The 20,231-nt window shown below is 33.8% G+C and carries 14 protein-coding genes and 1 tRNA gene; 13 read left to right on the top strand and 2 right to left on the bottom strand.

All coding sequences use genetic code 11. From position 1 onward, the window contains the following. The first annotated feature begins 81 nt into the window (after positions 1-81). Positions 82-154, top strand: a tRNA-Gln gene (locus tag ACVC5O_RS02625). Positions 155-203: 49 nt separating this feature from the next. Here ACVC5O_RS02625 and ACVC5O_RS02620 read toward each other — a convergent pair. Beyond that, positions 204-1,028 carry a universal stress protein gene (locus ACVC5O_RS02620; protein ID WP_452219910.1) on the bottom strand — a complete coding sequence of 275 codons (825 nt, stop codon included), beginning with the start codon at positions 1,026-1,028 and terminating at the stop codon, positions 204-206. Positions 1,029-1,186: 158 nt separating this feature from the next. Between ACVC5O_RS02620 and rimP the strand changes: the two genes are divergently transcribed. From rimP to infB, 3 genes are read left to right on the top strand one after another with little or no spacing between them, the layout of a single operon-like run. Then, positions 1,187-1,648, top strand: a complete 462-nt coding sequence (gene rimP / locus ACVC5O_RS02615; RefSeq protein WP_452219909.1) for a ribosome assembly cofactor RimP — start codon at positions 1,187-1,189, stop codon at positions 1,646-1,648. A 13-nt stretch (positions 1,649-1,661) separates the two neighbouring features. Further along, positions 1,662-2,894, top strand: coding sequence for a transcription termination factor NusA (nusA, locus tag ACVC5O_RS02610; protein ID WP_452219908.1), 1,233 nt, complete (start codon positions 1,662-1,664; stop codon positions 2,892-2,894). A 35-nt stretch (positions 2,895-2,929) separates the two neighbouring features. Beyond that, entirely contained in the window at positions 2,930-5,665 is a 2,736-nt protein-coding gene (infB, locus tag ACVC5O_RS02605) for a translation initiation factor IF-2 (RefSeq protein WP_452219907.1), read from the top strand. A 208-nt stretch (positions 5,666-5,873) separates the two neighbouring features. Here the strand turns inward: infB and ACVC5O_RS02600 are convergent, their stop codons facing one another. Further along, positions 5,874-6,272, bottom strand: a complete 399-nt coding sequence (locus ACVC5O_RS02600; protein ID WP_452219906.1) for an SPOR domain-containing protein — start codon at positions 6,270-6,272, stop codon at positions 5,874-5,876. Between the two features lie 215 nt (positions 6,273-6,487). On the opposite strand from ACVC5O_RS02600, the gene ACVC5O_RS02595 reads away from it, so the two are divergent. The 9 genes from ACVC5O_RS02595 to ACVC5O_RS02555 all read left to right on the top strand — a co-directional run. Further along, positions 6,488-7,780 (top strand): c-type cytochrome, encoded by a 1,293-nt coding sequence (locus tag ACVC5O_RS02595; protein WP_452219923.1) that lies wholly within the window; start codon positions 6,488-6,490, stop codon positions 7,778-7,780. 123 nt (positions 7,781-7,903) lie between these two features. Beyond that, a complete protein-coding gene (locus ACVC5O_RS02590; protein WP_452219905.1) occupies positions 7,904-10,996 on the top strand; it encodes a TAT-variant-translocated molybdopterin oxidoreductase in 3,093 nt (1,030 codons plus the stop codon). Positions 10,997-11,029: 33 nt separating this feature from the next. Beyond that, positions 11,030-12,760, top strand: a complete 1,731-nt coding sequence (gene nrfD, locus ACVC5O_RS02585) for an NrfD/PsrC family molybdoenzyme membrane anchor subunit (protein ID WP_452219904.1) — start codon at positions 11,030-11,032, stop codon at positions 12,758-12,760. Between the two features lie 9 nt (positions 12,761-12,769). Further along, positions 12,770-13,303, top strand: coding sequence for a DUF3341 domain-containing protein (locus ACVC5O_RS02580; RefSeq protein WP_452219903.1), 534 nt, complete (start codon positions 12,770-12,772; stop codon positions 13,301-13,303). Positions 13,304-13,312: 9 nt separating this feature from the next. Next, positions 13,313-13,870, top strand: a complete 558-nt coding sequence (locus tag ACVC5O_RS02575; protein ID WP_452219902.1) for a c-type cytochrome — start codon at positions 13,313-13,315, stop codon at positions 13,868-13,870. Between the two features lie 26 nt (positions 13,871-13,896). Continuing rightward, positions 13,897-15,261, top strand: a complete 1,365-nt coding sequence (locus tag ACVC5O_RS02570) for a quinol:cytochrome C oxidoreductase (RefSeq protein WP_452219901.1) — start codon at positions 13,897-13,899, stop codon at positions 15,259-15,261. Positions 15,262-15,285: 24 nt separating this feature from the next. Beyond that, positions 15,286-16,350, top strand: a complete 1,065-nt coding sequence (locus ACVC5O_RS02565; protein ID WP_452219900.1) for a cytochrome c oxidase subunit II — start codon at positions 15,286-15,288, stop codon at positions 16,348-16,350. 27 nt (positions 16,351-16,377) lie between these two features. Continuing rightward, positions 16,378-18,168 (top strand): cytochrome c oxidase subunit I, encoded by a 1,791-nt coding sequence (locus ACVC5O_RS02560; RefSeq protein ID WP_452219899.1) that lies wholly within the window; start codon positions 16,378-16,380, stop codon positions 18,166-18,168. A gap of 245 nt (positions 18,169-18,413) precedes the next feature. Then, on the top strand, positions 18,414-20,231 hold a 1,818-nt coding region (locus ACVC5O_RS02555), incomplete at its 3' end, for a hypothetical protein (RefSeq protein WP_452219898.1).

Here is a 20,231-nt window from a genome sequence, read left to right as displayed (position 1 = left end):
TTAAGGAATTTGTATTATTTTATTAAAAAAATGTTTGTGCAAATAAATAATTGTATTAAATTTGCCACCTCATTACACGAATGGCCTATGGTGTAACTGGCAACACGTCGGTTTTTGGTACCGAAGAGTCTAGGTTCGATCCCTAGTGGGCCAACTCACAACTAAAATCCCAATCATTTTTGATTGGGATTTTTTATTTTTAATTATATTTTAAAGGTAATTACAGGCCGTTTTGCATGATTTACCAAGTCTTCACTAATGCTTCCGTTAAAAAAGTGAGCAATTCCTTGTCTTCCGTGTGTACTAATCCCAATTAAATCGGCATCGATAATATGCGAAAAATTAAGAATTCCTTTTTCAACAGTTTCATCATTATAGATGTTCATGGTGTAGTTTTTAAAGGGAATACCTTCAATAAAATCTAACATTCTGGCATTAGATGTTGCAGAAGTTGTAAAATTTCCAACCGTGTTTACCATTAACAAATGTATTTTAGCATTAAAGGCTTCAGCTAATTTTACAGCTTGTTTGTAGGTTTCTTTATTATCATTTTTAAAATCCGATGCAAATACAAAATGTTCAACATTAAAATCGTCATGATCATTTTTAATAACCAGAACAGGAACATCAGCTTGACGTACAATTTTTTCAGCATTAGACCCAATAAACATTTCTTTTAATCCATCTGCACCATGAGATCCCATAATTATTAAGTCTGTGTTATTATCTTTAGAAGCTTCTATAATTCCTGTAGCAACATCATGAAATTCTACAGTTTCAATTATGTTTAACCCATTTAAAAACTCTTTTGCAAGCAACTCTTCAAACTGTTTGTGCGCTAATTTCATAAAATACATTGCCTCAGGTAAATCTGCACTACCACCAAGGATATCAGATTGTTGAACAGGTAAACCTAACATGTGTAAAAGGTGAATTTCGCAATCATGTCGTTTAGCAATATTAGCAGCAACTTTTAATGCCTGTTCTGCTTCTTTAGAAAAATCGGTAGGAACTAAAATTTTTTTCATAGGTGTGGATGGTTTGTAGTTAGTCTTTCCTATAAATTTAAGAATAAAATTTGACATTTTAATACTTGGGTAAATCAATAAAAAAATTGTACATTTGCATCGTTGAAAGAAAAAAGAAAAGCGAGGGGACGGAAAGTCCCCTCTTTTTATACTAAAAAATGTTTAAAGAAACCGTTAAAGATTTACTAGAAAATGGATTAGCAGAACGACCAGATTTGTTTTTAATCGACTTTTCTATAAATGGAGAAAATAAAATCGAAGTTATTATCGATGGCGATAATGGTGTAACTGTACAAGATTGTATTTTTATTAGCAGAGCAATTGAGCATAATTTAGATAGAGAGGAAATAGATTTTTCTTTAGATGTTGCATCTGTAGGCGCAACAGCACCTTTAAAAAATGCTAGACAATATAAAAAAAATGTTGGCAGAACCATTGAAGTGAAAACTGCAGACCAAACCATTGAAGCAAAACTAGTTGATGCAACAGATAGTGGGATTGAGTTACAATGGAAAGCAAGAGAACCTAAGCCAGTAGGTAAAGGTAAAGTGACGGTAAGTAAGGAAGCTACAATAGAATACAATAATATAATAGAAGCGAAAGTTATCATAAAATTTTAATTCACATAGAGTTATGGAAAATATAGCGTTAATTGAATCGTTCTCAGAGTTTAAAGACGATAAGTTAATTGACCGAGTTACATTAATGGCAATTTTAGAAGATGTTTTTAGAAATGCACTTAAGAAAAAATTTGGAGACGATGACAATTTTGATATTATCATAAACCCAGATAAAGGCGATTTAGAGATCTGGAGAAATAGAATAGTTGTTGCAGATGGAGAAGTAGAAGAACCAAATCAAGAAATATCATTAAGCGAAGCACGTAAAATAGAACCTGATTTCGAAGTTGGAGAAGATGTGTCTGAAGAAGTTAAATTAATAAACCTTGGTCGTCGTGCTATTTTAGCATTACGTCAAAACTTAATTTCTAAAATCCACGAACACGATAATACCAATATCTACAAGCAATTTAAAGATTTAGTTGGAGATATTTATACTGCAGAAGTGCACCATATACGTCACAGAGCAGTAATTTTGTTAGATGACGAAGGCAACGAAATTATTTTACCAAAAGATAAACAAATACCATCAGACTTTTTTAGAAAAGGAGATAACGTAAAAGGAATAATTGATAGCGTAGAGCTAAAAGGAAATAAGCCATCAATAGTAATGTCTCGTACATCACCTAAGTTTTTAGAAAAGCTGTTTGAACAAGAAATACCAGAGGTTTTTGACGGTTTAATTACCATTAAAAACGTAGTGCGTATTCCAGGAGAAAAAGCAAAAGTAGCTGTAGATTCTTATGATGACAGAATAGATCCTGTAGGAGCATGTGTAGGGATGAAAGGATCTCGTATTCATGGAATAGTACGTGAATTAGGAAATGAAAATATTGATGTAATAAACTACACCAATAATTTAAACTTATACATAACAAGAGCATTAAGTCCAGCTCGTGTAACATCAATAAAAATTGATGAAGAAAATAAACGTGCAGAAGCAATACTTAAACCAGAAGAGGTAAGTAAAGCCATTGGTCGTGGAGGACACAATATACGTCTAGCAGGTCAATTAACTGGCTACGAGATAGATGTGTTTAGAGAAGGCGCAGAAGAAGATGTAGAATTAAGCGAATTCTCAGACGAAATAGAAGCATGGGTTATTAAAGAGTTTAGTAAAGCTGGTTTAGACACCGCAAAAAGTGTTTTAGAGCAAGATGTGGACGATTTAGTAAAACGAACAGATTTAGAAGAAGAAACAATTTTAGATGTTATTAGAATTCTAAAAGAAGAATTTGAAGATTAACATATATTTGGTATATTAAAGGTTAAAGGCAATTTATGGCTGAAACAATTAGATTAAATAAAGTACTACGTGAGCTTAATATCTCTCTAGATCGTGCTGTGGAATATTTAGATTCCAAAGGCATCGAAATAGAGAAGCGTCCTACTACAAAAATTTCTCAAGAAACTTATAATGTCTTATCAGATGAGTTTCAAACAGATGCAAACAAAAAAGTTGCATCTTTAGAAGTTAGTGAGGCAAAACTTAAAGAAAAAGAAGCACTACGTGAGCAACGCGAAAAAGAATTAGAAGCGCAGCAAGAAAAAGAAGCTAAAAAAGCAGCAGCAGTTGAAGCAGCCGAAAAAGAAAAGGTTGTTAAAGCCTCAGCTACATTATCTGGACCAAAAAAAGTAGGAAAAATTGATTTAGATCCTAAGAAAAAAGAGGTTAAAACAGAAAAAGTAGAGAAAAAAGAGCCTGTTGAAGCTAAAAAAGAAGCGCCTAAAAAAGAAGCTTCAAAACCAAAGGAAGAGAAAGCTAAGCCTGCCGAAACAGTAAAAGAAACTAAAAAACCTGTAAAGAAAGAAGAAAAAGCCGAAGAGGTTGCTCAAGAAGAAGAAACAGGAGGCGTAGTAGAAACGCAATACAAAAAACTTTCGGGTCCAAAAATCGCTGGAGATAAAATTGATTTAACCCAATTTAAAAAACCAAAGAAAAAGAAGCCAGAAAGCAAAGACTCTAAAACGTCAGACGCTAATAAGAAAAAGCGTCGTCGTATTTCTAAGCCAGGTAAACCAGGATCAAACAATACAGGATCAAATAACAATAGGTCTAGAGACAATAGAAAAGGAGGAGGACGCAGACCAAATGTTGTTAAAGAAGAGCCAAGTGAAGAAGATGTTAAAAAACAAGTAAGAGAAACGCTAGAGAAACTACAAGGTAAATCTAGCAAAGGAAAAGGCGCAAAATACAGAAGAGATAAAAGAGATCAACATAGAGAGCAGTCTGAAATCGATGAGCAAATCGAAGCAGCAGAAAGCAAAACATTAAAAGTAACAGAGTTTGTGACCGCAAATGAAGTTGCTACAATGATGGACGTTTCTGTAACTCAAATTATTTCGGCTTGTATGTCCTTAGGAATGATGGTAACAATGAATCAGCGTTTAGATGCCGAAACGTTATCCATAGTTGCAGAGGAATTTGGTTACCAAGTAGAATTTGTAACTGCAGATATAGAAGAATCTATAGAAGAAGTAGAAGATAAACCAGAAGATTTAAAACCACGTGCGCCAATTGTAACAGTAATGGGACACGTAGATCATGGTAAAACCTCTTTATTAGATTACATACGAAAAGAAAACGTAATAGCAGGAGAGTCAGGAGGTATTACACAGCACATTGGTGCCTATGGAGTACAGCTAGATAATGGTCAAAAAATTGCAATTTTAGATACACCTGGTCACGAAGCCTTTACAGCTATGCGTGCTCGTGGTGCTCAAGTTACAGATATTGCAATTATTGTAGCAGCAGCAGACGATGATATAATGCCACAAACTAAAGAAGCTATTTCGCATGCGCAAGCAGCAGGAGTGCCTATTGTTTTTGCAATAAATAAAATAGATAAACCAGATGCTAATCCAGAAAAGATTAAAGAAGGTTTAGCACAAATGAATTTGCTAGTTGAAGATTGGGGCGGAAAAATTCAATCTCACGATATTTCAGCAAAAGTTGGAACAGGTGTCAAAGAATTACTAGAAAAAGTATTACTTGAAGCCGAATTACTGGAACTAAAAGCCAATCCAAATAAACGAGCAAACGGAACTGTAGTCGAAGCCTTTTTAGATAAAGGACGTGGTTACGTATCTACTATATTAGTACAAGCAGGAACTCTTAAAGTAGGAGACTACGTGCTTGCAGGTAAAAATAGTGGTAAAATTAAAGCCATGCACGATGAGCGTGGAAACGATGTAGAAGAAGCAGGACCATCAACTCCAGTATCTATACTAGGTTTAGATGGCGCACCACAAGCAGGTGATAAGTTTAATGTCTTTGACGATGAACGCGAAGCAAAACAAATTGCTACAAAACGTACACAGTTACAACGTGAGCAATCGGTAAGAACACAACGTCATATTACGTTAGATGAAATTGGACGTCGTATTGCACTTGGAGACTTCCAAGAATTAAATATTATTCTTAAAGGTGATGTGGATGGATCTGTAGAGGCTTTAACAGATTCTTTCCAGAAATTATCTACCGAAGCTATACATGTAAATATTATACATAAAGGTGTTGGTGCCATTACAGAAAGTGATGTGTTATTAGCCTCAGCTTCAGATGCCATTATCATAGGATTTAATGTACGACCAGTAGGAAATGCAAGAATGGTTGCAGATAAAGAAGAAATCGATATCAGAACCTATTCTATTATCTACGATGCCATTAACGATCTTAAAGATGCAATGGAAGGGATGTTATCTCCAGAAGTTAAAGAAGAAGTTCTGGGTACTGCAGAGATTAGAGAAATCTTTAAAGTATCTAAAATTGGAACTATTGCTGGTTGTATGGTAACTAACGGAAAAATTACCAGAAATGCAGGCATACGCTTAATTAGAGAAGGTGTTGTGGTTTACACAGGTGAATTACTATCGCTTAAACGTTTTAAAGACGATGCTAAAGAAGTCACTAAAGGTTACGATTGTGGTATGCAAATTAAAAACTATAACGACATAAAAGAAGGCGATGTAATAGAAGCCTTCCATGAAGTAGAAGTTAAAAAGAAACTGAAGTAAAATTCAATTTTTTATAAAGTATTTAAAAGCACAAACCATAAAGTTTGTGCTTTTTTACTGTTATATTTTTAGCTCTTTTACTGTAAAAAAACATAAAAGTTCAATATAAATTTAGAAGATTATTTGTCGATTTTATTAAATAGAGAACACAAAAAAACCGTTTTCAAATAAATGAAAACGGTTTTTTAATTTATAGTTTCTCACTTCTCTAATCTTTCTCTTTTTTCGGTTTAAAAATAAAAGCATGAGGAAATTTCTTTTTAATTTTAACCAAAGCACGATCGGCTTCTAAACGAGTTCTAAAATTGCCAACCCAAACTTTATAATTTGGCGTTTCGTAAACAATAGTAGAACTCCAATTGCTATAAGAATTTAAATACCTTGATCTGGCAGACTCCACCTTAGAGCGATTACCATATTCTATTTGTATTTTATAACGGTCGCCAGACTTGTCTGATGCATCAATTTCTTTCTTTAAAGTCAGTAATTCGTCAATTTTTTGATCCTGATTTACTGTAAGTTGTCCTTGTTGTGCAAAACTTAAGGTAGAGACGGTTATTGCTAAAAGCAATAAAAAAGCTAATTTATTAAATTGTAATCTATTCATTTTAAATACTATTTAGTGCAAATGTATATCTTATTAACTAAAATTAGTGCAATTTTATTATTTAGAATTTCTCTAAATTAGCAATTAACACTTCTTTTAGATTTCTAAAATCGACTTTAAGTATTACTTTTGCGTAAGATTTTATAACTGTATTTTTTTCTCTGATTTAAATGAAAAAATCGTACCAAAGTTTAGAAGATAACTCAACTAATAATATGAAACAGGTGATTCACCGTAAATTAAGTACTGCTTTTCTACGCATTTGCTTAGTTATTTTAATAGGATTCTCTACATCACTTTCGGCTCAAGAAGGCGATCCAGTTGCTGGAAAAGCATTGTTTAATACTAATTGTGCTGCTTGCCATAAATTAGATAAAAAAATGACAGGTCCTGCTTTGCGTAATGTGGAAGCACGTTTAGCGGAAGAAGAAGGCTTAGATCGTGAGTGGATGTACAAGTGGATAAAAAACAGTGCAGGTATGGTAGCTGCTGGCGATCCTTACTCTGTAAAAATTTATGAGGAGTATAATGGCGCAGCCATGACAGCTTTTCCGCAATTATCTAACACAGATATAGATAATATATTAGCTTATACTGCACAAGAAAAAGCACCTGCTCCAACTGGTGTTCCTGGAGTAGTTCCAACTACTACAACTCAAGAGAGTGGTATTTCAAATAAAATTTTATTAGGCGCATTAGTGCTTCTTTTTGGTTTACTAGCAGCTGGTCTGTTTTTAGTAAATAAAACGTTACGTCGTTTTGCAGATGCAAAAAGGATTGAAGTAGATGCAGAGTCTAAAAGAATACCATTGTGGAAAGCATTTGTACAAAATCAATTTTTAGTACTTGTAACTTCAATATTCTTTTTATTGGCAGCGGCTTATTTCGCTTATGGTTACTTTATGCAAGTTGGTGTAGATCAAGGTTATCAGCCAATACAACCAATTCATTATTCCCATAAAATACACGCAGGAGATAATGGGATTGACTGTAAATATTGTCACTCTTCTGCAAGAGTAAGTAAGCATTCAGGAATTCCATCATTAAACGTATGTATGAACTGTCATAAATCTATTTCGGAAGTTGCTGAAACTACTGCAACTCCAGAATACAGTAAAGAATTTTATGATGGTGAGATTAAAAAACTTTATGCAGCTGTTGGTTGGGATGATGCTGAGCAAAAATACACAGGAGAAACACAACCAGTAAAATGGGTTCGTATTCATAATTTACCAGATTTTGCTTACTTTAATCACTCGCAACACGTTGTTGTTGGAGGTATTGAGTGCCAGACTTGTCATGGTCCTGTAGAAGAAATGGAAATTATGTATCAATATTCTCCATTAACAATGGGATGGTGTATTAACTGTCACAGAGAAACAAATGTTAAAGTAAAAGATAATGCTTATTATACTAAAATCCACGAGCAACTCTCTAAAAAATATGGAGTAGAAAAGCTTACAGTAGCTCAAATGGGTGGATTAGAATGTGGTAAGTGTCATTACTAAAACAAGAATTGATATTGCCATTTAATGGTAATCTCAAAACTAAAAAAAAACACGCTAAACGCTTTATGAGTGTTTTAGGAAGTGGGAATAAAAAATTAATAAGAAGTAATTCAATTATATAATATGTCATCAAACAAGAAATACTGGAAAAGTGTTGAGGAGCTAAAAGATAGCTCTATTGTTGAGACGCTAAAACAAAACGAGTTTGTAAACGAAATCCCTACAGATGAGTTCTTAGGTAATAAGGAAGCATTGTCTGGATCTTCGACTACACGTCGTGATTTCTTAAAATATGTTGGTTTTAGTACAGCTGCTGCATCTTTAGCTGCTTGCGAAGGACCAGTCATTAAGTCAATACCTTATGTAGTACAGCCAGATCGTATTATTCCTGGTGTTGCAAATTACTATGCAACTACAATTGCTAATGGTTTTGATTTTGCAAGTGTTTTAGTTAAAACTCGCGAAGGTCGTCCAATTAAAATTGAAAATAATAGTATGGCTTCAACAGGAGCTAATGCTAGAGTTAATGCTTCGGTTTTAGATTTGTACGATAGTTTAAGAGTACAAGGTCCAATGAAAAATGGCGAAGCTATTTCTTGGAGTACTTTTGATGCTGAAATAAGTAAATCACTAACAGATGTAAACAATTCAGGAAAGCAAATAGCTGTTTTAACGCAAACGTATGCTAGTCCAACAACATCTAAGTTAATTGCTGAGTTTTCAGAAAAATTTGGTAACGTAAAACATGTAGTGTATGATGCTGTTTCAGAATCTGCTGCTTTAGATGCTTACCAAGCTAAGTATGGTGAACGTGCTTTGGCAAACTACGATTTTTCTAAGGCAATGACAGTGGTTTCTGTTGGTGCAGATTTCTTAGGCGATTGGCAAGGAGGAGGTTTTGATTCTGGTTATGCAAAAAATAGAGTTCCGAAAAACGGAAAAATGTCTCGCCATATTCAATTTGAATCAAACATGTCTTTATCTGGAGCAAGTGCAGATAAGCGAGTGCCTTTGACACCAAATGAGCAAAAATTAGTTTTAGCTAAATTACATGGTTATATCGTTGGAGGTAGCTCTTCAGGAAATTTATCAGACCGTTTAAACGAAATTGTTAAGCAAACAGTTATAGAACTTAAAGCTGCCGGAAATAAAGCAGTTGTAGTTTCTGGTATTAATGATGTAAATGCACAGACAGTAGTTTTAGAAATAAATGAAGCTTTAAAAAGTGCTGCGTTCGATACTCAATCGCCAATAAAAACAAGACAAGGTAACGATAAAGCTGTAATGGCTTTAATTAACGACATGAAAGCAGGTAAGGTTGGAGCCATTTTAATGAGTGGTGTTAATCCATTATATACTTTACCAAATGCAAGTGATTTTGCTGAAGGGTTAAAGAAAACAGAAGTATCTGTGTCTTTTTCTATGAAAGCAGATGAAACAGCAGAAGCTTCTCAATATATAGCTGCAACACCTCATTACTTAGAGTCTTGGGGCGATGTTGAGCTTAAAAAAGGACATTTTGCTTTAATGCAACCAACAATTCGTCCTTTATTTGATACAAGACAATTTCAAGACTGTTTATTAAAATGGACAGGAAATACTAATTCGTATAACGATTATATAAAAGAAGTTTGGAACACTTCAATTTTAGGAGGTGCTTCATTTAACCAAGCGTTACACGATGGTATATTTGTAGGTAATACTTCAGTTACAACAGAAACTCCTTCACAAGAAGAAGAATCAATTTCTGAAACACCTTCAAGTAATGCGGCAAGTGCATTAGCGAGTAGTGCAACTGCAACAGGAATGGCTTTAACCTTATATTCTAAAACAGGAATGGGTGATGGTCAACAAGCAAATAACCCTTGGTTGCAAGAATTTCCAGATCCAATTACTAGAACATCTTGGGACAATTACCTAACGGTTTCTAAAGCAGATGCCGAGACCTTAGAGTTAGTTAATGAATACGAAGCTACAGGTGCTCTAAATGGTAGTTATGCAGATGTTACAGTTAATGGAACAACTATAACTGTGCCTGTGATTGTTCAACCAGGCCAAGCAAAAGGCACTGTTGGATTAGCCTTTGGTTATGGAAGAACTGCTGGTTTAAAAGATGAAATGAAAACTGGTGTTAATGCTTATAAATTATACCAGAACTTTAACAATACGCAAGATGTAGTTGTTAAAAAAGCAACTGGAATGCATGAGTTTGCTTGTGTACAGTTGCAAAATACTTTAATGGGTCGTGGAGATATCCTTAGAGAAACTACACTCGAAATATTTAATACGAAGGATAAAGAGCATTGGAACGCAATTCCAGTAGTATCTTTAAATCATAAAGAAACACCTGTAACAGACCCTAGAGTTGATTTATGGGATGAATTTGATCGTTCAATTGGACATCATTTCAACCTATCTATAGATTTAAATGCTTGTACAGGATGTGGAGCATGTGTAATTGCATGTCATGCAGAAAATAACGTGCCAGTTGTAGGTAAAGAAGAAATACGTAGAAGTCGCGATATGCACTGGTTACGTATAGATAGATATTACTCTTCAGAAGATACTTTTGCTCAAGATGACAAAAAGAAAGAAGATTTTTCTGGACTTTGGGGCGATAATGGATCTTTAGGAGGATTTGGCGAGTTAGAAGATCCTGCGGAAAATCCACAAGTATCATTCCAACCTGTAATGTGCCAGCATTGTAATCATGCACCTTGTGAAACAGTTTGTCCTGTAGCTGCAACAGCTCATGGACGTCAAGGTCAAAACCACATGGCATATAACCGTTGTGTTGGTACTCGTTATTGTGCTAATAACTGTCCTTACAAAGTGCGTCGTTTTAACTGGTTCTTATATGCAGAAAACGATGAGTTTGACTACCACATGAATAATGATTTAGGACGTATGGTTTTAAATCCAGATGTGGTTGTACGTTCTCGTGGAGTTATGGAAAAATGTTCTATGTGTATTCAAAAAACACAAAAAACAATTCTTGATGCAAAACGCGACGGAAGAGAAATTAAAGATGGTGAATTCCAAACCGCTTGTTCTGCTGCTTGTAGCAATGGAGCGATGGTGTTTGGAGACATCAACGATAAAGATAGTAAAGTTGCAAAACTTTTAGAAGATGATCGTATGTATCACTTATTAGAGTATGTAGGGACTAAACCTAATGTTCAGTACCATACTAAAGTGAGAAATACGAAAGCATAAATAGATTAATTAAGTAATAATTATAGACAAATTATGGCGTCTCATTACGAAGCACCTATTAGAAGACCTTTAGTTACCGGAGAAAAGTCGTACCACGATGTTACTGTGGATATCGCTGCTCCAGTAGAAGGTAAAGCAAACAAACAATGGTGGATTGTATTCTCTATTGCACTTATCGCTTTCCTTTGGGGAATTGGTTGTATTATTTATACAGTATCAACAGGTATTGGAACTTGGGGTTTAAACAGAACCGTAAACTGGGCTTGGGATATTACTAACTTCGTTTGGTGGGTTGGTATTGGTCATGCAGGAACACTAATCTCTGCAGTACTTTTACTTTTCCGTCAAAAATGGAGAATGGCAATTAACCGTTCTGCAGAAGCAATGACTATTTTCTCTGTTGTACAAGCAGGTTTATTTCCAATAATCCACATGGGAAGACCTTGGTTAGCCTATTGGGTATTACCTATTCCTAACCAATTTGGTTCGCTATGGGTAAATTTTAACTCTCCTTTACTTTGGGATGTATTTGCAATTTCTACTTATTTATCTGTGTCATTAGTATTCTGGTGGACAGGTTTATTACCAGATTTTGCTATGCTTAGAGATAGAGCTATTAAGCCTTTTCAAAAGAAAATATATAGTTTATTAAGTTTCGGTTGGACTGGTAGAGCTAAAGATTGGCAACGTTTTGAAGAAGTATCTTTAGTGCTTGCAGGTTTAGCAACACCACTTGTACTTTCTGTACATACTATTGTATCATTTGATTTCGCAACATCTGTAATACCAGGATGGCATACCACTATTTTTCCTCCTTATTTTGTTGCAGGAGCAATTTTCTCTGGATTTGCAATGGTAAACACTCTACTTATTATTATGAGAAAAGTGTGTAGTCTTGAAGATTATATTACAGTACAGCACATTGAGTTAATGAACATTGTAATTATGATTACAGGTTCTATAGTTGGTGTAGCTTATATTACAGAGTTATTCGTAGCTTGGTATTCTGGAGTTGAATATGAGCAATACGCATTTTTAAATCGAGCAACAGGACCTTATGCTTGGGCATACTGGGCCATGATGTCTTGTAATGTGTTCTCACCACAATTTATGTGGTTTAAAAAATTACGTACCAGCATAATGTTTTCATTCTTTATTTCTATTGTAGTAAATATAGGAATGTGGTTTGAGCGTTTTGTAATTATTGTAACATCATTGCATAGAGATTATTTACCATCGTCATGGACTATGTTCTCACCTACATTTGTAGATATTGGAATATTTATTGGTACAATTGGTTTCTTCTTTGTGTTATTCTTACTATACTCAAGGACCTTCCCTGTAATAGCACAAGCTGAAGTTAAAACAATTTTAAAATCATCTGGAGATAAGTATAAGGCAATTAGAGATTCTGGTAAAAGTTTAATGGGAACAGGCTCTGATGAAAGAACATCAGTAACTAAATTGCCAAAAGAAACCACATTAACACCTACTTTCGCTAAAGAGAATACTAAAGTAAGTAATCTATTAGAAGGTATTGGTATCTTTGATCCTGCGACTCAAACTGCAGACGATTTAAAGAAAATTAATGGTATTGGACCAAAAATGGAAGAAACTTTAAATAGTATTGGAATCTTTACATTTGCTCAGGTTAGTAAAATGACAAATAGAGAATATACCTTGTTAGATGAAATTACAGGTTCATTCCCAGGAAGAGCTGAACGTGATGATTGGTCAGGACAAGCTAAAAAATTAATAAACTAAAAGTAGCATATGGAAACTTCAAAAGTAATTCACGCTATTTATAATGACGACGATGTGTTAATGGCTGCTGTTAAAAAGGTAAAGTCAGAAAAATATCATATCGAAGAAATATATACGCCTTTTCCTGTACATGGATTAGACAAAGCAATGGGTTTAGCACCAACCCGAATAGCAATTGCATCATTTATTTATGGATGTATAGGTTTAGCAGTAGCAACAGTTATGATGAATTATATCATGATTGAAGATTGGCCTCAAAACATTGGAGGAAAGCCAAGTTTTAGCTATTTAGAAAATATGCCAGCCTTTGTTCCTATTATGTTTGAGTTAACAGTGTTTTTTGCAGCACATTTAATGGTAATTACATTTTATTTGCGTAGTAGAATGTGGCCATTTAAAAAAGCTGAAAACCCTGATCCAAGAACAACAGATGATCACTTTTTAATGGAAATCCCTGTTCATGGTGATGAAGAAGAACTACACAAGTTATTATCAGAAACTGGTGCAGTAGAAATTAATTTAGTAGATAAAGAAGCGCATTAATTGAGTAATATGAAGAGCTTAGTAAAAATATCAGTAATAGCACTAGTTTTAGTTGTTTTTGCATCTTGTCAAAAACAATCCAGACCTAACTATCAATTCATGCCTAATATGTATGAGCCTGTGCCTTACGAAACCTATCAAGAGTCTGATGCTTTTGCAAATGGAATAGAAGCACAATTACCAGCAGAAGGATCAATCTCTAGAGGCTATGTACCTTTTGAAATAGACAACAATAATGATGGTTATTTATTAGCCAAAGAAACATTAAAGTCTCCGTTAGACTCTGTACAAGTAGATTATGAAGTTGGTGGACCACTATATCAAATATATTGTGCAATTTGTCATGGAAATAAAGGCGATGGAAAAGGAAAACTAGTTCAGCGAGAAAAAATATTAGGAATACCTAGGTTTGATGATGCAGGAAGAGCTATAACAGAAGGTAGTATATACCATACAATTTACTATGGTAAAAATGCTATGGGTAGTTATGCAAACCAACTTAACGAGGAAGAGCGTTGGCAAGTAACAGCTTATGTTTTGAAGTTAAAAGCAGATTTAGAAAAATAAGATTTAGATAAAGTTTATAAATAGATATGTACACAATTTCAAATAGACTTAAAATAACCACTCTGGTACTTATGGTATTAGGAGCTTTAATGGTAGGTTATGGTTTCATGAATTCTCATAAATCTTTTGAGGAAGTAGAAACTATGTTGGCTGATGAAGCTCACCATGGTGGAGGACATGCAGAAGAAGCAACACATCCTATGAAGGTTTCGCATAACGAAGCCCATCCAGAAAAAGATCACAGTGCAGATCATGCAAATGAGCATAAAGAACATGTTGAGCATGTACAACATCAAATTGCCAATAGACCTTGGTCTGCAATTTATGTAGCCGCATTCTTTTTCATGATGATAGCTTTAGGAACTTTAGCATTTTATGCTATACAATATGCTGCACAAGCTGGTTGGTCTCCATTATTACTTCGAATAATGGAAGGGATAACAGCTTATCTACTACCTGGAGCGTTAATTGTTTTACTAATTGCTGCATTATCTCATTTTATAGGACATAATGCCATATTTATTTGGATGGATTCCGAAATGGTAAATCCTGATAGTGAAAAGTTCGATAAATTAGTAGCTGGTAAAAAAGCATGGTTAAACGTTCCTTGGTTTATTATTAGAGGCTTAATTTTTATTGCTGGTTGGTGGCTGTACAGACATTTTTCAAGAAAATTCTCAATTGCTCAAGATAATGCAGATGACAATAAAAACTTTAAGAAAACATTCCGTATATCTGCTGCATTCTTAGTATTTTTTATTTACACAGAATCTATTATGTCTTGGGATTGGATAATGAGTGTAGATCCTCATTGGTTCTCAACATTATTTGGGTGGTATGTTTTTGCAGGAATGATGGTATGTGCTGTCACTGTAATAGCAATGATTACAATGTTTCTTAAAGGCAAAGGTCTATTGCCTAAAGTAAACGATAGTCATATTCATGATTTAGCAAAATTCATGTTTGGATTTAGTATTTTCTGGACCTATTTATGGTTCTCACAGTTTATGCTAATTTGGTATTCCAATATCCCAGAAGAAGTAACGTATTTTGTAACCAGAATAGAAGACTATAACCTACCATTTTTTGGGATGTTAGCAATGAATTTTATTTTCCCATTATTACTATTAATGAATAGCGATTATAAACGTATTAACTGGTTTGTAGTTATGACAGGAGTTGTAATATTAGCAGGTCACTATATTGATGTGTTTAACATGATCATGCCTGCAACTGTAGGAGATAGATGGTTTATAGGTGTGCCAGAAATAGGAGCTATATTATTATTTGGTGGTTTATTCTTACTAATAGTATTTACAGCTTTAACAAAAGCACCTTTAGAACCAAAAAGAAATCCTTTTGTAAAAGAAAGCGAACATTTCCATTATTAATACAAATAAAGACGAACGATAACAATGACTGCTTTATTAACAATTTTAGTTTTAGTATTTATCTCAGTTGCCATTTGGCAAATGGTAAAAATATTTGATTTAACTCAAGCAGGTAAATCAGATAATCAAGTAGCCAACGATAACGATAATAAGGTTAATGGATATTTAATGTTAGGCTTTCTAGCTTTCATTTATATTATAACAATATTTTGCTTTGTTAACTATGGTGATTTACCATTAATGTCTAACTCAGCTTCAGAACATGGACCAGCTATTGATAACCTTATGGTTATTTCAATGATTATTATCTTCATAGTTCAAACAGTAACTCAATTTTTATTACACTATTTCGCTTTTAAATACAGAGGAGAAAAAGGGAAAAAAGCATTATTTTTTGCAGATAATAATAAATTAGAAGCAATTTGGACAATAATACCTGTAATCGTATTAGCAGGTTTAATTATTCAAGGTCTGTTTACTTGGACAGATATTATGAATGTTAAAGAAGAAGAAGATACTTTAGTTGTTGAACTTTATGCACAACAATTTAACTGGAAGGCTAGATATGCTGGAGAAGATAACGTTTTAGGAAAAGCAAACGTTAGATTAATTGATATTGACCGAGCAAATATTTTAGGACTAGATGAAGCAGATCCTAATGCGCAAGATGATATTATTACAACAGAGTTACATTTACCTGTAGGAAGACCAGTATTATTTAAAATGCGTTCGCAAGACGTATTACACTCAGCTTATATGCCACATTTTAGAGCACAAATGAACTGTGTTCCAGGTATGATTACTCAGTTTGGCTTTACTCCTACAGTAACTACTGAAGATATGCGCCAAACACCAGATATGCTCGATAAGGTTGAAAAAATTAACCAAATTAGAGTAGAGAAAAGCAAAGAATTGGTAGCTAAAGGAGAAGATCCTTTAGAACGATACGAATTTGATTACTTACTAATATGTAATAAAATTTGTGGAAAATCACATTACAATATGCAAATGAAAATTATTGTTGAGTCTGAAGAAGATTATGAAGCTTGGCTTAAAACCCAAAAAACATTTGCAAACTCTCTTAATTAATAAAAAGATTTAAAAAGATAAAAGATTATGTCAGCACACGCAGATACTCACTCTCACGACGATCATGGACATCATCATAAAGAGACTTTTATAACTAAATACATTTTTAGTCAAGATCATAAAATGATTGCTAAACAGTACCTAATTACTGGTACTATTATGGGTGTTATAGGAGTTATTATGTCACTTTTAATGCGTATGCAAATCGCTTGGCCAGAAGAGCCAAATGTGATTTTTAAAGCATTATTAGGAAAATGGGCTCCAGATGGAGTAATGGATGCAGATATTTATTTAGCATTAGTTACAATACATGGTACCATTATGGTATTCTTTGTATTAACAGCAGGTTTAAGTGGTACTTTTAGTAATTTACTTATTCCATTACAAATTGGTGCTAGAGATATGGCATCAGGCTTCTTAAATATGGTATCCTATTGGCTGTTCTTTTTGTCTAGTATTATTATGGTGTCCTCATTTTTTGTTGAGGCAGGACCAGCAGCAGCAGGATGGACTATATATCCACCATTAAGTGCTTTGGAATCTGCTCAAGGTGGATCTGGTTTAGGGATGACTTTATGGTTAGTTTCAATGGCTATTTTTATTGCATCATCGTTATTAGGATCACTTAACTATGTAGTTACTGTAATTAATTTACGTACAAAAGGAATGTCAATGACAAGATTACCTCTTACCATTTGGGCATTTTTTGTAACTGCTATTATTGGTATTGTTTCTTTCCCAGTATTACTATCTGCAGCATTGTTATTAATAATGGATAGAAGCTTTGGTACTTCATTCTTTTTATCAGATATATTTATTCAAGGGGAAGTGTTACATTATCAAGGCGGTTCTCCAGTATTATTTGAACACCTCTTTTGGTTTTTAGGCCATCCTGAAGTATATATCGTTTTATTACCAGCTCTTGGTATTACTTCCGAAATTATTGCTACAAATTCTCGTAAACCAATTTTTGGTTATCGTGCCATGGTAGCTTCAATTTTAGCAATTGCATTTTTATCTACAATTGTTTGGGGACACCACATGTTTGTTTCAGGAATGAACCCATTCCTAGGATCTGTATTTACATTTACAACTTTGTTAATTGCTATTCCTTCAGCAGTAAAAGCATTTAACTATATAACCACGTTATGGAAAGGAAATCTTCAAATGAATCCAGCTATGCTGTTTTCTATTGGTTTAGTTTCTACTTTTATAACAGGTGGTTTAACAGGAATTATACTTGGAGATAGTGCTTTAGATATTAACGTACACGACACATACTTTGTTGTCGCTCACTTTCATTTAGTAATGGGTATATCTGCATTATATGGTATGTTTGCAGGAATTTATCATTGGTTTCCAAAAATGTTTGGTCGTATGCTAAATAAAAAATTAGGATATGTTCATTTTTGGGTAACTGCAATTTGTGCTTATGGTGTATTCTTCCCTATGCATTTTATTGGTATGGCAGGTTTACCAAGACGTTATTATACAAATAGTGCATTTCCATTATTTGATGATTTAGCAGATGTAAATGTTATTATTACAGTTTTTGCTTTAATTGGAGGTGTTTTCCAATTAGTATTTCTTTATAATATGTTTGTTAGTATGTTTTATGGAAAAAAAGCAATACAAAACCCTTGGAAATCAAATACTTTAGAGTGGACAACTCCTGTAGAACATATTCATGGTAACTGGCCTGGAGAAATCCCTCATGTACATCGTTGGGCTTATGACTACAGTAAACCTGGTCATGATGTTGATTTTGTACCTCAAGATGTTCCCTTAAAAGAAGGAGAAGAAGAGTTACAGCATTAATCTAAACTCTATATAATTTAAAAGACTCATCTATTAGTTTAGATGAGTTTTTTTATGCTTTTATCGAACTGATTCAAAGAAATTGAAAAATAATTCATTATTTATCGTTGAAATACAAAAAAATCAGTTAAATTGCACCACAAGAATTATTTAATTAGATTTAATGAAGGGATTTTCAGACATACTCTAATTTAATATTCTTTATGTAAATAAAGCTATTAACAACATTTTTAACTTAACCTACTATGAAAACAAAATGCTTGTATAGGCATGCAGTAAATTGTGTGACCTTTATGTTGGTGTTTTTTTGGTCTGCTATGTCTGCCAATGCACAATGCCCTACTATTGCTAATTCTAATCCTCCTCCCATTTGTGATGCTTCTGGGTTAACTATCAATGATTTAAATGCTTATGCTACTTCAGGCAGTAATGGTCTTGTATGGTATAATGTATCTACAGGAGGAACTGCTTTAAATGGAACTCAACTACTTAGTCAAGGAACATATTATGCCGACGATAATTCTGGTTCTTGTGGTACTAGAGCTTCAGTTGTAATTGATTTTCAAGTCAATCCAATTTCTCAAAGTCTTGATGGAATATATTGTAGCAACGAAAATCCAACAATACAATCTTATATAGATGAAGTACTTCAACCTAACATTCCGCCAGGAGGTTCAGTTGAAATATATACGGATTTTTCACTTTCCAATCAACCTAATAATACAGATCCATTACCAGATGGAGCAACAAATTATTATATAGTGTTTGTTGATTCTAGTGGATGCGAAGGACAGATTATTGTTGGTAGCACTGCTGTTTTCGATGCTCCAAATGACCCAATGCCTACAACTAATCAGCAATTTTGTTCTTTAAATAGCCCTACAGTAGGAGATTTAGATGCTGGAACTACCGAAAATGTAAGTTGGTACGATACTGTGGATGGTTCAGGAAACCCAATTCCTCCTGCATTATCAAATACTACAGCACTAATAAATGGCAATACATATTATGTACAAGTTGATGCAATTTTTTGTGTGAGTAATACTGCTTCAGTAACTGTAACAATAGATTCTCCAAACGAACCTGGAATTTCTGCAGAGTTAGAGTATTGTGACGATAGTCTTCCTACTAACGCAATTAATTTATTCGATGAATTAACAGGGATGCCAGATTCTAATGGAACTTGGTCAGGTCCTTTAACAACAACAAATGGTCATCAAGGAACAGTGGATATTTCGTCTTTAACAGAAGGGAATTATATGTTTACATATACAGTGCCTAGTAATGGTGAATGTCCAGAAAACAGTTCGACAGTAACTATAACTGTGTTTGAAGCTTTATCATCAGGAATAGCTTCAGGATTAAATCCAGCTTCTTTTTGTGAAAGTGGATTGCCTTCAGCATTCGATTTATTTACTTTATTAGATAATGAAGATCCTAATGGACAATGGTCTCAAGGAACATCGAGTACAGATCCAACAGTGACTTCACCAATCGATTTAACTTTATTTACAGCAGGAACCTATAATTTTACTTATACTCAAAACATTACAAATCCTTGTCCTGAAGATTCAACTACTGTTCAAATAATCATATTAGAAGATCCAAATGCAGGAACAGCAATTAATGCTTTGTTTTGTGAAAACGATTTAACAAATAACTCACCTTATGATTTATTTAATGCTTTAGATGGCACACAAGATAATAATAGTGGTATTTGGACAGATAGTAATGGAAATACAGTTTCTAATTCTATAAATATTACTGGGTTTACAGTAGCAGATAGTCCATATCAATTTACTTACACATTGTCTAATGGTACATGCGAGGATATGGAAACTATTACCATTACAATAGAAGATGCACCAGAATCTGGAGAAGCATTAACACCAATAGAAATTTGTGAAGATGCTTTAACAGACAATTCGCCATTCGATTTATTTACATTATTAGATGGTACACAAGATACCAATGGAACATGGTTAGATGTTAACGGAACAGTACCAAACCCAATAGATATTACAGTATTAACAGCTGGTACTTACGATTACACCTATTCAGTA

This window comes from Lacinutrix salivirga, from assembly GCF_053604675.1.
Note: the sequence above shows the minus strand (reverse complement) of the source record. Positions and strands in the feature narration are given on the sequence as shown.

Bases quoted from the DNA above. Each gene is read 5' to 3' on its own strand.
- ACVC5O_RS02620 (WP_452219910.1), bottom strand. From the start codon at position 1,028: ATGAAAAAAATTTTAGTTCCTACCGATTTTTCTAAAGAAGCAGAACAG.
- rimP (WP_452219909.1), top strand. From the start codon at position 1,187: ATGTTTAAAGAAACCGTTAAAGATTTACTAGAAAATGGATTAGCAGAA.
- nusA (WP_452219908.1), top strand. From the start codon at position 1,662: ATGGAAAATATAGCGTTAATTGAATCGTTCTCAGAGTTTAAAGACGAT.
- infB (WP_452219907.1), top strand. From the start codon at position 2,930: ATGGCTGAAACAATTAGATTAAATAAAGTACTACGTGAGCTTAATATC.
- ACVC5O_RS02600 (WP_452219906.1), bottom strand. From the start codon at position 6,272: ATGAATAGATTACAATTTAATAAATTAGCTTTTTTATTGCTTTTAGCA.
- ACVC5O_RS02595 (WP_452219923.1), top strand. From the start codon at position 6,488: ATGAAACAGGTGATTCACCGTAAATTAAGTACTGCTTTTCTACGCATT.
- ACVC5O_RS02590 (WP_452219905.1), top strand. From the start codon at position 7,904: ATGTCATCAAACAAGAAATACTGGAAAAGTGTTGAGGAGCTAAAAGAT.
- nrfD (WP_452219904.1), top strand. From the start codon at position 11,030: ATGGCGTCTCATTACGAAGCACCTATTAGAAGACCTTTAGTTACCGGA.
- ACVC5O_RS02580 (WP_452219903.1), top strand. From the start codon at position 12,770: ATGGAAACTTCAAAAGTAATTCACGCTATTTATAATGACGACGATGTG.
- ACVC5O_RS02575 (WP_452219902.1), top strand. From the start codon at position 13,313: ATGAAGAGCTTAGTAAAAATATCAGTAATAGCACTAGTTTTAGTTGTT.
- ACVC5O_RS02570 (WP_452219901.1), top strand. From the start codon at position 13,897: ATGTACACAATTTCAAATAGACTTAAAATAACCACTCTGGTACTTATG.
- ACVC5O_RS02565 (WP_452219900.1), top strand. From the start codon at position 15,286: ATGACTGCTTTATTAACAATTTTAGTTTTAGTATTTATCTCAGTTGCC.
- ACVC5O_RS02560 (WP_452219899.1), top strand. From the start codon at position 16,378: ATGTCAGCACACGCAGATACTCACTCTCACGACGATCATGGACATCAT.